The organism is Paraburkholderia sp. JHI869, assembly GCF_038900775.1.
Lineage (GTDB): Bacteria > Pseudomonadota > Gammaproteobacteria > Burkholderiales > Burkholderiaceae > Paraburkholderia.
Map to the genome: position 1 here is coordinate 218,273 of NZ_JAYMSC010000003.1, position 14,403 is coordinate 232,675.

Here is a 14,403-nt window from a genome sequence, read left to right on the forward strand (position 1 = left end):
CTAGCGCTGCGTTTCGGGCCGCCCGGCAAGTTGACGGATCAGCGACCAGACCGCCTCGGCTGCCGGGGAAAGCGAGCGGTCGCGCCGCCGCACGAGCTCGACGGTGCGCTCCGCGCGCGGCACGAGCGGCCGCGCCAGCAAGGGCGCGCCCGCCGGTACGGGCAGCGCGAGCCAGGGCAGCACGCTGATGCCCACGCCCGCCTCGACGAGGCCGAATACCGTAGCGGGATGGCCCAGCTCCTGCACCACGCGTGCGCTCACGCCCTGCTCGCTCATCACGGCGTCGATGAGCGGGCGGCTGCCCGAGGCGTAGTCGAGCATCACGAGTCGCTCGCCGTCCAGTTCCTTCCACGAGACTTCCTGACTCAGCGCGAGCGCATGATCGCCGCGCACGACCACGCAGAACGAGTCCGTGGTCAGACACTCCGTTTCGAGATCCTCAGCGGCAAAGGGCCCGATGATCACGCCGAAGTCCACCTCGCCCGAGCGGATCTTGCGCACGACGTCGCTTTGCACGTCGTCGCGCAATCCAAGCGTGATGTAGGGGAACTGCCGCCCGCACGCGGCCACGACTTGAGGCATCAACCGGCACGCGACCGTCGGGCTCGCCGCCACGACGACGCGGCCGCGACGCTGCTCGCCGATCTCGCGAATCTCGCGCAAGGCGTCGTCCAGATCGCCCAGCAGGCGCGGAATGCTCGCGATCAGATTCGCACCGACATCCGTGAGCTGCACCTCGCGCGTGGTCCGGTCGACGAGCTTCACGCCGATCTCGGCTTCGAGTTCGCGCACGCAGCGGCTCACGGCGGACTGCGTAAGCCCGATTTCGTCGCCTGCCCGGCTAAAGCTCTGTAGCCGGGCGACCTCGATGAACACCCGCAACTGCCGCAGCGTCACATTCATCCATTCGCCTCATGAATTGTCCACTTTCATGCAATTCTATGCCGGACACCGAGCGTTACGGGTAACAGCGCATCAGGGCTCATTGTTCGCCGCAATGCAGCAATACGGCGCAAACGCACGCAGGACGGGCTTGGCTGCACAAGATTGGTGATTCTCCCGATTTTCTCGACAAGTGTTTTCGAGTCTTATACGCCCCTGGCAATCTCCCGCGCGGGCTTGGCGCCACGCGGCTTCAAGACGAGAACGTACGTGCTGGCACGGTTTTCGCATTAAGGCACGCACAGGTTCGATGGACGTACCGGCAAGCATGCAGTCCGGGACGATCCAGCCGGGCCCGCCTGGTACTCCGGCATCCGGCCGGGAGTACATGAAGAGTGCGCAGCGCGGGGCAGCGCACCGGAGATAGCTTCGCTGAGGTGAAACATGATGCTGTTCGACGATTTGAGAGACAACGAATGGGCGCTGGTCGAGGCGTTGTTCTGTGCTGAACCGGCACGGAGCGAACGGCGCGGACGGCCTCGCGTCGAAGCGCGTGCTGTGGTCAACGCGGTGCTCTGGGTGCTTTCGACGGGTGAAGGCTGGTCCAAGCTGCCGGGCCGCTACCCCTCGCCGCCGACCTGCCGCCGCCGTTTCGACGAGTGGCAGGCAGACGGCACGCTTGCAGAGATCGTCAAGCGACTGGGCTCGAACGGGCGTGAGATTTCGCTGCGCGGCCGTATCGGCGCCACGGCGACCAAGCCGCCCGCACCGCCCAGCCGCGACCGCCTGCGCGGTGCGTTCTGGACCAACCCGGAATCGTGGCGCGCGCCGGTCAAGATGGCCTGAGCCACGCTTCAGTTGCTTTACGCCGGGCGCCTCGTGCGCCCGGTGTGTTTTTCTCCCACGCCTTCCACACTCCGGGCCACGGCAGACCGCTGTCTGGAGCCCGGCCAGCGCCGCCGCCCTCTTCGGGCCAATGTACGGCCAATGCGGGCCGCATTGACATCGCTGCGTCCGCAACCAGGCGATCGGCATCGCGCGATACATCTCTTTACTAATATTTACAGCGTGCTTTCGCGTCCGACGTTAGCTTAGAAGCATCTCCACTAACGTCAAGAAACTGGATTGACGGGAACCACCATGAAATCCATGAACCTGTACATCAGGGGCATCATGGTTTCGCTGTCCGCCCTTGCTCTTTTTGCGCCCACGGCGTCGTTCGTGTCGTTCAGCGCCGCGGCCCAGCCGCCGCATCCCTCCGTACCGACATGGTCGATGTCGCAAACCGGCGCGCATGCCCTGCCGCCCGCAGCGCCTGGCCCGAATGCGGGCAATCCGCCCGTGCCGCGCGGCGACTTGCGCGGCGACATTGCGGACAATGCCCGCCGCAGCGCGCCGCAGAGGCAGGAACCGACGCAGCGGCGCTGAGCCGGCCAGCGAAACACCGTCGAGGGGACCGCCGGAACGATGAAAGAACTGCGATGACGGAGGGTGCCAGCACCGCCCTGCAACGCAGCGGCTCAGCATATACCCTGCCCCGGGGAACCACCGCGCCTTACGTGCGGTCTATTCTTACGCCATCAAGCACAGCGTGGCAGCAGTAATTCCGGTAAGCCCGTATCTTTCGATGCGGGCTTTTTTTTGGCGGGACGAAGAAGATAGCGTGCTACTGGCTGGCTTCGAGGCCGGATTGGGGCACGAGCTGCGCGACGTAGTCGGCCACGCGATGCGCGCTCCACTGCAACGTGCGCTCGTCGCGCGCGAGCCGGGCGAATTCGGCGCGGCCGCGATCGGTCAGCACCGCGATATCGACCGGCGCATGGAAACCCGGCGCCGGCGCGACCGTGCGCTGCCGTACGATGTCCATCATCCCGAGATCGCGCAAATACTGGAACACTTCAGGACGACGCGCCCACGGGACCTGCCGATACTGCACCCGCCGTAGCGCTTCGAGTACTGCTTCGTTGGAATACGTGGTCATCTCACTTCTTTCTTAAAATGCAGTCCTGCGATCATCGAGCCTCGCGCGTACCGGCTGCGGCGCAATGCGGACCTGAGAACGGCGCACTCTGTGCCCTGGCGGGCCCACGCGCCCTATCCGTGCGCTATGCAGCGGCAGGGACTGCAGGTTATCCGGGCCCCCGAGAAAGCGGCTTCACCGCTTCCCGCACGGCCAACGCCGCGCCACGCTCGCGGCGCAAAGGTCGGTTGGACGTACATTTTCCCGAAAACAATACGTTACCTCATCCAAATTGATTCTAATCGTTTTGTTTGCGCTATTTATTGCGCTGGCCCTGGTGTGGCGTAGCGCGCGCTGGCGTGTCGCAGCCTGCGCGGCCGTGGTCTTCTGGCTGCTCGCCACCGGCTGGCTCACCGGCGCGTTGCTCGATTTCGCCCAGCCGGAGTTGTATCGCACTCCCTACGATCAGGCGAAGATCGGCCCGGCGCGCTTCGGTGCGCGTACCGCCATCATCTTGCTGGGCGGCGGCACCGAATCCCGCGATGGCAAACTCGGCCCCGCGCGCGACGTCTACGCGCGCATAGCCCTTGCCGCCGAGCTGCACGCGCAGTGCGCGCGCGCGGGCGGCACGTGCCGCGTGATCGTGAGCGGCGGCAACCCGGAACACCATGCGAGCGCCGAGGCCGACAACTACGCACCCTACCTGTTGCGCGCCGGCGTACCGAGCGCCGATCTCGTGCTCGAGAACCAGAGCCTCACGACGTATCAGAACGCGCGCAACGTCGCGCCCATCGTCCGGGCCGGAAGCGATGACACGCTCCTGCTCGTGACGTCGTCTTACCAGATGCGCCGCGCGATGCTCGATTTCCATCGCTTCGACATGAACCCGCTGCCCGCGGTATCCAGCGTGCGCCGCGTCGAACGCGGCCTGCTCCCGCGCGTGTCCAATCTCAAGTCCGCGGAAACCGCGCTCCACGAATCGATTGGGATTGCCCAGTTTTATGTGTATCGGATGATCGGTTGGTTCTAGTATGACCGTATGGCGGCACCAGATGTAACGAGATGTAACTCCCGTGCGAACGGCTTACGCGATGTCATCTGGAGCGAGTATTTGATCGTTAGAATGGCATGTCCATCCTGCTTGGACAGGTACCGGCTGGGTCCATAAACCGCTCCTTCGGAGGTAGAGATGAAAAAAGTGTCCCTCGCAGTCCTGATTGCACTTTCCGCACTGACGGGCGCTGCCTATGCGCAGTCGGATAACGGCATCACGATGAGCACCGATCCGGCCAAGGCCGACGACGTCCTGCAACGCGCGCAGGCCCTGCAGCAGCAGCAGGCAGCCGCGCCCGCGCCGGCACCCATGCCGCAACACAAGTCGGGACATCCGCATCACAAGAAGGCCCCCGCCCAGTAAGAGCGGGCTGGACCAGGCCGCGCGCAGCCCAGCGCACGCGGCCCGCCTTCCCCGGGAACAAAGCCGATGCCGGTCTTGCCGTCATCGGCTTTTTTATTCGCCGCGCCACTCGCTGCACTTGTTGCCTCGCGCGCATCGCCACCGCGACGGCGCGCGGGCGCGGTATGCTAAAGTCGCGCACCTCGAAAACGCCCCGGTCGGCGAAACCCAACCTTTTGTGCGCGCCACGCGCGGAGAAACGCAATGAGCAACATCCAGCTCGATATCGAATGGACCGAAGCGGCCTCACGCAAGATCGAAAAGCTGATGCCGCGCGGCGGCAACCAGGACGCGTATCTCGCGCTGCCCCCCATCGAATGCCTGCCGATGGAAGGCGACGTGCTGTTCCTCGGGCCGGCCGGCAAGCAGCAGCCGTTCATCGTCGCGGAGCGCCAATACCATCACGAAGGCGACGCAGACTGGACCATCATCCTGATTCTCGACGTGCCCAACACCGCGCACTAAGCAGCAAATGCTGCCGCCAGCAGGCGGTATACGAGGCGCCCGCACCTGACGCGGGGGCCTCGTCAGACACCCTCGTCCCGCTTCGCCCCTCCCCGCCTCCATCGGCACGCACCGTCGGGCCAGGCACGACTCGTGCGCACAGTTTCTCCCGCAGTCTCTTCCGATAGTCCGTACACTTGACGACAGGCCCCGCCGGTTACCGCCGTCGGCCAAGCGCCTGCGATAAACGGCAGTAGTGCGGCCCACGGGCCTGCGGTTTCAGACGCCCACGAACCGCGTGCGCCGCCACGCGTGCCGAGCCATGCCGAACGATCCGTCGAACGCAAAGGCGGCGCCAGCCGCCAGCCTGCTCGCCCAACTCCAGCCGCGTGCTGCCGGCTGGGGCGCGCAATGGCGCGGTTGCGCGCTCGGCAGCGCATTCCAGCCGGTGCTCTCCATCACGCATCAGCGCGTTGTCGGCTATGAGGCGTTGCTGCGCGCCACCGACGGCTCGGGCCACACCGTCGCCCCGGCGGATCTGTTCGCCACGGTCGCAGGCGCCGAGGCACAGCAGCTCGACGAGCTCGCCCGCTGCCTGCACCTCGCGAATTTCGTCCAGCAAGGCGTGGAGACGGGCTGGATCTTCCTGAACACGCTGCCGCGCAGCGCACGTGCCGCCGACCCCGCGCAAGCCGCGATCGATGGCCTGTGCCGATACTTCGACTTCCCGCACGAACGCGTGGTGATCGAGGTGCTCGAGCAGCGCGGCGGCGACGAGCACAGCTCGTTCGTCGACGAACGGCCGCCTGCCGGCAGCCGCGACTTTCTCGTCGCGCTCGACGACTTCGGTGCGGGTTTTTCCAATTTCGATCGCGTCTGGCGCTACCGGCCCGACATCGTCAAGCTCGATCGATCGCTCGTCACGCGCGCGGCCAGCGGCGAGAACCACGTGGCCTTCATCTCCGAACTCGTCTCGATCCTTCATCACGCCGGCACGATGGTGCTGGCAGAAGGCGTCGAGACCGAGATGCAGCTCATGGTGCTGATGCAAGCCGACATCGACCTCGTGCAGGGCTTCTGGTTCGGCAAGCCGCAAGCTTCGGTACGGGAAGCCAGTGCGGCTGCGCCCGCGCTCGCGCAGTCGATGTGGCGGCGCTTCGCCGACTACCAGCGCAGCACCGAGATCATCGAGCGGGTCAATTTCGGCGCGCTCTCGCACGCCATGCTGTGCGGCGCGCGCGTGCTAACGGGCGGCGGTACGCTCGAAGCGGCCGCGCAGGCGATTTTCGGCGACGGCGCCAGCCACGCGCAGCGCGTATTCACCGCGGACGAACACGGCGAGCAGCACGAGCCTTCGATTGCCACGCCCGGCGTCGGGCCGCCCGCGCGCCTCGCGCCTTTCTATCCCGACACCGACAGCAACTGGTCGCGCCGCGAGTATTTCCGGCGTGCGCTCGCCGCACCCGGACGGGTCGCGGTAATGGGTCCGCACTATTCGCTCAATGACGGCGAGCTCTGTTACACGGCTGCTATCGCGCTCGACTACGGCGGCGCAACGCATGTGTTGTGCGCGGACTTTCCGCCCGAGCACGGGACACGCGAGCGCCCCTGGCGCTAGCCGGCTATTCGGAAACGCGCCGCCGCCCCGCCTTCAGCTCGCCGGTGCGCGCCTTGCTGTCGAGCCGGCGCAGCTTCGACGCGCGCGTGGGACGCGTCGCCACGCGCGCCTTGCGCGTCACGCTCACGCTGTCGACCAGCTCCTCGAGGCGCGCGAGCGCGGCCATGCGGTTCTGTTCCTGGGTGCGGTATTCCTGCGACTTGATCACCACGACGCCCTCGCTCGTAATCCGCCGGTCGGCGAGCGCGAGCAAGCGCATCTTGAGCACCTCAGGCAAGGACGAGGCGCGAATGTCGAAGCGCAGATGAATCGCGCTCGACACCTTGTTCACGTTCTGGCCGCCCGCGCCCTGTGCGCGAACGGCGACGAGTTCGATTTCCTGCAATGGAATGGGCGCGCGTGCGGTCATAAGCGAAAAAATGAAAAGCTGGCCGCATCGGGCCGGGCACGCGGCAGTGTCGCACAGCGCGGACTGGTTGACACAAGCGCGAATTGCACGCGACACGCTCCGGCGCAAGCGGCAATCCGGTCCGCAGCGGGCATGCAAAATGCCGCCACGCTGTCAGGCGGTTGCGCAGCCAGTTTGCCGCCGCGCGGCGCATGAACCATACTGGCGTCATTCCCTTGGGCGAACCCTCAGGAGCACGCACCCCATGAAGCTGCGTCCTGCATTCGTTGCCGAACTGGCGGTCAACCTGCTGCTTCCCTGGGTCGCCTACCGTCTTGCCGAGCCGCACTGGGGCGAAGTCGGCGGCCTCATTGCCTCAGCCGCGCCGCCGCTTGCCTGGAGCATCGTCGAACTGGTGCGCTTTCGGCGCGTGGATGCGCTCTCGGCCGTCATTCTGCTCGGCATCGTGCTCTCGCTGCTCGCCGTGGCGTTCGGCGGCGGCCCGCGCGTGCTGTTGATGCGCGAGAGCATGGCCTCCGGCGCGATCGGCGCCGCGTTCCTGATCTCGCTATTGGCGAAGCGCCCACTCGTGTTCTATCTCACGCGAGCCACGGTCGCGCGCGAGACTCGCGAGGGCGTCGCGCGGCTCGAACGGCTCTGGATCGAGAATGCGAGCTTTGTCGCGGCCATGCGCCTGCTCACGTTCATCTGGGGCTTCGGGCTTTGTCTGGACTCCGCGCTGCGCACGTATCTGGCCGCCACCTGGCCGATCGAGCGCTTTCTCGTCGTCTCGCCGATCATCGGCTATGGCGTATTCGGCGGCCTGATGGCCTGGACCTTCTGGTATCGCACGCGCATGCGGCGCATCCACGGCACGCACGGCCTGCTCGGCGACACAGCGGCAACCACTGACGCGAGCACGAGCACGCTCAGCGTGGACTGACGACACCCGGCCCGGCACGCATCGTCGGTCAGATCGTGCCCGAAATACGTTAGACTCAGCGCCACAGTCCGCGGCGTACCGTCCGCTCTCGAACTTCCCGGCAGTCGATGCGCTACTCCGTAGAAATCAGGAAATTCCTCTATAGCCAGTACTTTTACGGCGGCCTGCGCATCGCGATCGGCATCTCGCTTCCGGCCGTCCTGTGCCTGTTCGTCTTTCACAAGAGCGAGCTGGGGTTCACCATCTCGACCGGCGCGCTCGGCGCCTGCGTGGTCGACATGCCAGGGCCGCTCAAGTACAAGCGCAACGAAATGCTCGCTTGCAGCGTGATCGGGTTTCTCTCCGCCTACGCGACCGGTCTCGCCACCTTCAGCCCCATCGCGCTATGGGCCACCGTGGTGCCGCTCACCTTCGTGCTTTCGCTGATCGTGGTCTACGGCAACCGCTGGCCGCAGATCAGCTTCGCCACCCTCTTCATGATGGTGATGACGCTCGAAGAGCATTTCACGCCGCACCTCGCGCTCGTCAACGCACTGTGGATCCTGCTGGGCGGCCTCTGGTACACGGCGTGGTCGACCTTGATCAGCCGGCTCATGCTCGATCGCATCGAGCAGCAGGCGCTCGCCGAAAGCGTGTTCGCCTGCGCCGACTATCTGCTCGCGCGCGCCCAGTTCTTCGACCTCGACAACGATCTCGACGAGTGCTATCGCAACCTCGTCGCGAAGCAGATCGCCGCCGTCGAGCGTCAGGACGCGGCGCGCGACATCGTGCTGCGCAACCTGCCCAAGCTCAGGGCCGGCAAGATCGATGCGCGGCGCGCCATGCACTTCAACCTGTTCATCAACACGGTCGATCTGCACGAGCTGTTCGTGGGCGCGCACACCGACTACCCGCTCGTGCGCAACACCTTCGGCGGCTCGGACCTGCTCGTGTTCTACCGCGACCTGATCCGCAAGGCCGCCGCCGATCTCGAAGACATCGGCCTCGCAGTGCTGCAAAACGAAGCGCCGCGCGCGAGCGTGAACGTGAAGGCCGAGCTGCGCGCCATCGAATACGAACTCGAGCTGCTGAAAAAGCGCGACCTCGCCGCGACCGACCCGGAGGCCTACGCGGCCATCTCGGCGTCGTTCCGGCGCATCTGGAGCGCCACGCGCCTGATCGACCGCATGCGCCGCAGCCTCGCGAGCGAAGTGCCGACCACCGAAACCGAGGTGCGCATCGACGAGGCGCTCACACGCTTCGTGACGAACCGCCGCGTGTCCTGGCTGCAGATCTTCTCGAATCTCACGATGGCCTCGCCGAGCTTTCGCCACGCGCTGCGCGTGACGATTGCCGTGGCGGTGGGCTTCTGGCTCGGGCGCCTGCTGCCGCTCACCAACGCCTACTGGATCGTGATGACGAGCATCATCATCCTGAAGCCCGGCTACTCGCTCACGCGCCAGCGCAACGCGCAGCGTATCGTCGGCACGCTGATCGGCTGTATCGCGAGCATTGCGCTGATCCTGCTCGTGAAGCAGCCGCTCGTGCTGCTCGTCTCGATGTTCGCGGCCATGGTGATGAGCTACAGCCTCCTGCTCTTCAACTACACGGCGAGCGTGGTGTTCACGTCGGCCTATGTGCTCCTGATGTTCCATCTGCTCGCGCCGGGCAGCATGCGCATCATCGGCGAGCGCGCGATCGATACGGTGGTGGGCTGCATGATCGCCATCGCCGCGAGCCATCTGTTCCCGTACTGGGAATACCGCCTGATGGGCAAGCTCGTGCACGACATGATCGCCGCGACGCGCAGCTATCTCGAGGCGAGCTGGTGGTGGAGCGGGCGCACCGGCGCGCCGCAGCCGGCGTTCGCGGGTGGCGTGGTGAGCGAGGCCGGCGCGCGCGTGGCGGCCCACGCGGCGCCCGCGACGGTGATCCCAGCAGATGCGGCCGTTGTGACGAATAACGTGTCGAGCGGCGTGAGCGCAATGGCAAGCGCCTCTGCGAACGCGGTGACGGTCGTCGACGAGCCTGTCTCCGCCACGCTCAACGTTGCGACGATCGACGACTCACCCACGGCCGGTGCGCCCGGCTCGCCTGTGTCAGCCGTGGGCGCGAAAGCCACCGCACAGGCCGCACAGGCCACTGCGAGCGCAGCCGCGACCGCACCCTCGCTCGCGCGCGACTTCCGCTATCGGCTCGCGCGCAAGAACGTGCACGTGGCGTTTGCGAATCTCGGTCAGGCGTTCCAGCGCATGATGCTCGAACCGAAGGCCGCGCAGAAGTTCGTGCCCGAACTCAACGACCTGCTCGTGCGCAGCCACGTGCTCGCCTCGCAGATCACGGCCACCGCGCCGCTTTTGCGCAGCACGGCGCGGCCGGACCAGCCGGAGGTCAAGCTCGACGCGCTCGAGCGCGCGCTTTCCTGCGTGCGCGAGAACCTCGTCGCCGCCGAAGCCGGCACGCCCGCGCCCCTCGATCAGGCCGACATTACGAAGCAGCTCACGCGCGAACTCGACGCGATGGTGGTGGAAGCCGAGCGCGCGCTCGGCGCCACGGCGGAACTGCCCCAGGAGCTCAAGCTGCTCGCACACCAGTGCAAGCAGATGATCACGGCGTCCTGGCTGATTCGCCGGGACGCGAGCATCATCCGGCTACCGGACGAATAAGGAGGGAGACGGCCCGGCGCGTCACTGCGTCGAGCCGCTGGCCTGCGAGGCGGCCGTGCTTGCGGAGGCATGCGCCGCGCTGGCGCCCACGGTCTCTTCGTACTCGCGCTTGCTCTTCAGCGCGTTGAACAGCACAGTGCCGATCACGAACAGCACCACCACGACGATGAACACGGCAACGCCAACGGTGGGGTTCTTCTTGCGCGGTTGGTTCATCGGTCGTGCCCAGCCTCGAATTGAAATTGGATGACAGGAACGGGCATTCTACGCTGCCATGCCTTGCAGACGGCTTGCGCCGCGAGGTTGCGCTTCGTGACGCTGTGTGCCCTCAAGCGCCGCTGCGCACCGGCAGCGCGGTCGAATACTTGAGCTGCTCCATCGCGAAGCTCGAACTGACGTCGAACAGCGGCACGGCGCGAATGAGCTGCTTGTAGACGCGGTCGAAGTCGTCGATATCGGAGACCACGATGCGCAGCAGGTAGTCGGTCTCGCCGCTCATGCGATACGCCTCGACGATCTCGGGGATCTCCTGAACCGCGCGCGTGAAGGTCTGCGCCCATGCTTCGGTGTGCTGGTTGGTGCGCACGGCGACAAACACCGTCGTACCCACCCCGAGCTTGCGCGGGTCGCACAGCGCGACCTGCGCGCGGATCACGCCCGTTTCCTTCAGGCGCTGCACGCGCTTCCAGCACGGCGTTTGCGAGAGATTGACGCGCTGCGCCAATTCGGCGACGGGCATGGTCGCGTCCTGCTGCAGCAGCTCAACCAGCTTTCTGTCGATGAGATCCATTTCCCCACTCCCCGAAGTGTAGAAATTTATTCTACACGATGGGCAAACGAGGAAAGAATAGGAAAACTCTTTCTAGGCGCGAACAGCTATAAATCTTCCTATAGGAAACGGAAGAAGAACACGCCATGAACGCCCCAGCCGAACTCGCCCTGCTGAGCGCCGTGCACACCGCGGAGCAACACGCCGCTGCCGTCGCGCGCTTCACCGCCGCACTCGACGCCGCCTTCGATGCCTGCGCGACGCCCGCCGACCCGTCACGCTGCGCGCGTTTCGCGCGCGGCATGCGCGCGGCGCTCACGCGTGCGCTCGCCGACCCGGCGCTCGTCACGAGCGCGCAGCGCGAAGGCAGCGCCGAGCGGTATCGGCGTCATGTCATCGCGGCCGACAGCCGTGGCCGCTACACGGTCGCAGCGCTGGTCTGGCAACCGGGCCAGGCGAGCCCGATCCACGCGCATCACACCTGGTGCGGTTACGCCGTGCTCGACGGCACGCTGACCGAAACGCTTTACGCGTGGGACGACGCACGCCAGGGCGCCGACGTGGTTCGCTCGCATCCGCGCGCGAGCGGCGCGGTATCGTTCGGCGGACGCGGGCGCGCCAGCATCCACCGGCTATCGAACGGCAGCGACGCGCAGGCCGTTTCGCTGCATGTCTACGGCGTCGCAGCCGAGGACATCGCCACGCAGGTCAACGACGTGCTGCCGCTCGTGAGCAAAACGGCGCTCGCGCCTGAACACAATTAACGCGGCTGCCCCATATCCATCGAAGGCGCCATCGCGCGCTGCTGGACGCCCTCGTCGACCGAGGACTGCCCTACATCGCGCCGGGCCGCTTCGAGAATGCGCTGGCGCGATTGCTCCGGATTCAGCAACACGAGACCGAGCGCGCCGCTCGCAAGTAGCAGCGCCCCCACCACAATGAAACCGTGCTCGTAGCCGAGCGCCGGGTTGCCATGATTGGCCTGCACGATGCCGCCCATCAGCGCCGGCGCGATCAGGCCGGCTAGTGTGCCGATCGAGCTGTTGATGCCGAGCAGCGCGCCACGCTGCCTGACCGACACGATATCGCTAATCATCAGTGGTCCGAATGAAAACACGAGCTGACTGAGTGCACCGCCAATCGCGAGGCATGCCACCTTGAGCGCGGGACTCAAGCCGCTCGACGTCGCGAGGAACAGCACACCGCCGAGCATGGCAAAGCCGCTCACCATCGCGCCGCGCGCGAGACGCGAACTGACGCCCTTGCGGATGAGCCGCTGCGAGACCCACGCGAGCAGCAGCGTGACCGGAATGAACGAGCCGACGATGGTCGAAAAAAGCCAGCCGGTCACGATGGGGGCGTAGCCGAGTCCCAGCCGCAGATACACCGGAAACCAGGTGAACGCGAGCGAAATGACTGCGTACTCCACGAAGTAGATGACGAGCACGCCGATGAACGTGCGATTGAGCAGCAGGTGCCGATAGGCGATGGTTTCGCCCGCGCCGTCGTGCGCAACTCCCGGCGCATGCATCGCTGCGCCCACCGGTCCGTCCCGGCCGATCACGAGCCACAGCGCCGTCCACACGAGGCCGACGATCCCCAGCGCGAAGAACGCCATGTGCCAGTCGTAACGCACGATGAGGTACGAAAGAATCGGCCCTGCGAGCATGAGGCCCGCGCTCGCGCCCTGCTGAACGATGGTGTTCGGCACGTTACGGTGCGCATTGTCGAACCACTTGTAGCAGGCGTGCTGCGCGAGCGGAAACGCGGGTCCCTCGCCAACGCCGAGCAGCACGCGCGAGGCGATCAGCATGGGCAAGGTCACGCTCGCGCTCACGAGCGGAAACTGAACCGCACTCCACACCACGGCCAGCAGCGCGAGCAGCCACTTGCTCTGCACGCGGTTCGCGACGAAGCCAAAGCCGATGCCCGAGAGCGAAAACAGCAGGAAAAAGCTGCTGCCGACCAGCCCGAATTCGCGCGGGCTGAGATTCAGGTCGCGCATCATCGGCACGGCCGCGAGACCGAACACGGCTTTGTCGGCGAAATTGATCACCATGAACAGGAACAGCATGGCGACGATCAGCCACGCGCGTATCGATCCGCCTGATGCTTTTGCATCCATTGTCGTCTCCGTGTCGTTTTGTTTTCGTTTGGCGTCTGTGCTTGCGCCAGCGCCAACGCTTCAATCGGCCATCGCCGCTGCGAGCGTCGCGAGCGCCGCATTCGCGTCCGCGATCAGCGTGGCCATTTGCGCCGCGACCGTTGTGGGCGCATCGATCGCGAAGACGCTCTGCCCCGCCGCCTCGTAGATGAGATCCGCCCGGTCGTATTCGTGCATCGCGCTGAAGTCGCCGCCCGTGAGCGCCTGCTGCTGCGGCATGGGCAGCGGCGCGGGCGCACCGCTCGCCTGCCACGCATCGATCCATGCGCTGCGCACGACGCGGCACGGCTTGCCGCTGTGTGCGCGCGTGACGAGCGTGTCGTCGCTGCTCGCTTCGATCAGACGTTGCAGCAGCGCAGGCGGCGTATGGTTCTCTTTCGCGGCGAGCCACAGCGTGCCTAGCCACGCCCCTTGCGCGCCCATCGCGAGCGAGGCCGCCACCTGCGCGCCCGTGCCGATGCCGCCCGCCGCGAGCACGGGCCGCCCGGCCGCTGCGGCCACGATTTGCGGCACGAGCGAGAAGGTGCCGATCGGGCCGGTGTGGCCTCCCGCATCGGCGCCTTGCGCGACGAGCGCATCGACACCGAGCGCGAGCGCCTTTTGCGCGTGGCGCGGCGAGCCGACGAGCGAGATCGTGTACTTGCCCGCGGCTTTCGCGCGCGCAATCAGTTCGGGCCGGATGCCGATCGCCGTCGCCACGGCGCGTGCCTTCGACGCGAGCACGGCTTCGATCTGCGCGTTGAAGAGCGCCTCGCTGCGCACCTGCGTCGTAAAGAAACTCGGCCGTGTGGGGGCGGCGAGTCCAAAGCGTTCGCGCAATCCTGTGACGAATGCAACGTGCTCAGGCGGCAATCCAGCGCGCACGCTGCCGATATCGGCATGCTCGGGCACACCCGCGGGCAGCATCAGATCGATGCCATAGGGCTTGCCCGCGAGTCTCTTCTCGACCTCCGCGATGATCGGCGCGATGTCGTCGGGCATCTCGCGCGCGAGGCCCAGCACGCCAAAGCCGCCGGCCTGCGCGAGCGCGACGATCACGTCGGGCGAATGCGAAAAGCCGAAGACAGGATAGCGCGCGCCGAGTTCGCGGCAAATGGCGGTGGGACCGAGTCGGACCATGAGGCGTCTCCAGTG

15 protein-coding genes and 1 pseudogene are annotated in these 14,403 nt (G+C 66.2%); 9 read left to right on the top strand and 7 right to left on the bottom strand.

The features are described from left to right. A complete protein-coding gene (locus tag VSR72_RS07430; RefSeq protein ID WP_342951760.1) occupies positions 1-903 on the bottom strand; it encodes a LysR substrate-binding domain-containing protein in 903 nt (300 codons plus the stop codon). A gap of 426 nt (positions 904-1,329) precedes the next feature. On the opposite strand from VSR72_RS07430, the pseudogene VSR72_RS07435 reads away from it, so the two are divergent. After that, positions 1,330-1,716, top strand: a pseudogene (locus VSR72_RS07435) (transposase); the annotation flags it as partial. A gap of 306 nt (positions 1,717-2,022) precedes the next feature. After that, the gene (locus tag VSR72_RS07440) at positions 2,023-2,310 is read left to right on the top strand and encodes a hypothetical protein (RefSeq protein ID WP_342951761.1); all 288 of its coding nucleotides are present in this window, start codon (positions 2,023-2,025) and stop codon (positions 2,308-2,310) included. Between the two features lie 238 nt (positions 2,311-2,548). On the opposite strand, the gene VSR72_RS07445 is transcribed toward VSR72_RS07440, so the two are convergent. Then, positions 2,549-2,863, bottom strand: a complete 315-nt coding sequence (locus tag VSR72_RS07445; protein WP_342951762.1) for a hypothetical protein — start codon at positions 2,861-2,863, stop codon at positions 2,549-2,551. Between the two features lie 358 nt (positions 2,864-3,221). Between VSR72_RS07445 and VSR72_RS07450 the strand changes: the two genes are divergently transcribed. The 4 genes from VSR72_RS07450 (at position 3,222) to VSR72_RS07465 (ending at position 6,360) form a co-directional block, all read left to right on the top strand. Further along, positions 3,222-3,872, top strand: a complete 651-nt coding sequence (locus VSR72_RS07450) for a YdcF family protein (RefSeq protein WP_342951763.1) — start codon at positions 3,222-3,224, stop codon at positions 3,870-3,872. Between the two features lie 159 nt (positions 3,873-4,031). Next, positions 4,032-4,259, top strand: a complete 228-nt coding sequence (locus VSR72_RS07455) for a hypothetical protein (RefSeq protein WP_342951764.1) — start codon at positions 4,032-4,034, stop codon at positions 4,257-4,259. Between the two features lie 243 nt (positions 4,260-4,502). Continuing rightward, the gene (locus VSR72_RS07460; RefSeq protein ID WP_028212153.1) at positions 4,503-4,763 is read left to right on the top strand and encodes a hypothetical protein; all 261 of its coding nucleotides are present in this window, start codon (positions 4,503-4,505) and stop codon (positions 4,761-4,763) included. Positions 4,764-5,064: 301 nt separating this feature from the next. Beyond that, complete coding sequence (locus tag VSR72_RS07465; RefSeq protein ID WP_342951765.1) at positions 5,065-6,360, top strand: EAL domain-containing protein; 1,296 nt, start codon at positions 5,065-5,067, stop codon at positions 6,358-6,360. Between the two features lie 4 nt (positions 6,361-6,364). Here the strand turns inward: VSR72_RS07465 and arfB are convergent, their stop codons facing one another. Then, positions 6,365-6,769, bottom strand: coding sequence for an alternative ribosome rescue aminoacyl-tRNA hydrolase ArfB (gene arfB, locus VSR72_RS07470; protein WP_342951766.1), 405 nt, complete (start codon positions 6,767-6,769; stop codon positions 6,365-6,367). Between the two features lie 244 nt (positions 6,770-7,013). Between arfB and VSR72_RS07475 the strand changes: the two genes are divergently transcribed. Next, positions 7,014-7,691: a VC0807 family protein gene (locus VSR72_RS07475; protein ID WP_342951767.1), complete on the top strand. Its 678-nt coding sequence runs from the start codon at positions 7,014-7,016 to the stop codon at positions 7,689-7,691. A 107-nt stretch (positions 7,692-7,798) separates the two neighbouring features. Beyond that, on the top strand, positions 7,799-10,336 hold the full coding sequence (locus VSR72_RS07480; protein ID WP_342951768.1) for an FUSC family membrane protein: 2,538 nt from the start codon (positions 7,799-7,801) through the stop codon (positions 10,334-10,336). A 21-nt stretch (positions 10,337-10,357) separates the two neighbouring features. Here VSR72_RS07480 and VSR72_RS07485 read toward each other — a convergent pair whose 3' ends face one another. Together VSR72_RS07485 and VSR72_RS07490 are read right to left on the bottom strand one after the other, a co-directional pair. Continuing rightward, a complete protein-coding gene (locus VSR72_RS07485; RefSeq protein ID WP_342951769.1) occupies positions 10,358-10,552 on the bottom strand; it encodes a hypothetical protein in 195 nt (64 codons plus the stop codon). 112 nt (positions 10,553-10,664) lie between these two features. Further along, positions 10,665-11,126 (bottom strand): Lrp/AsnC family transcriptional regulator, encoded by a 462-nt coding sequence (locus tag VSR72_RS07490; RefSeq protein WP_133184185.1) that lies wholly within the window; start codon positions 11,124-11,126, stop codon positions 10,665-10,667. Positions 11,127-11,251: 125 nt separating this feature from the next. On the opposite strand from VSR72_RS07490, the gene VSR72_RS07495 reads away from it, so the two are divergent. Next, positions 11,252-11,869, top strand: coding sequence for a cysteine dioxygenase family protein (locus VSR72_RS07495; protein WP_342951770.1), 618 nt, complete (start codon positions 11,252-11,254; stop codon positions 11,867-11,869). On the opposite strand, the gene VSR72_RS07500 is transcribed toward VSR72_RS07495, so the two are convergent. Next, on the bottom strand, positions 11,866-13,230 hold the full coding sequence (locus VSR72_RS07500) for an MFS transporter (RefSeq protein WP_342951771.1): 1,365 nt from the start codon (positions 13,228-13,230) through the stop codon (positions 11,866-11,868). The two genes, VSR72_RS07495 and VSR72_RS07500, sit on opposite strands and share 4 nt — an antisense overlap. A gap of 60 nt (positions 13,231-13,290) precedes the next feature. After that, complete coding sequence (locus tag VSR72_RS07505) at positions 13,291-14,388, bottom strand: nitronate monooxygenase (protein ID WP_342951772.1); 1,098 nt, start codon at positions 14,386-14,388, stop codon at positions 13,291-13,293. Positions 14,389-14,403 lie beyond the last annotated feature (15 nt).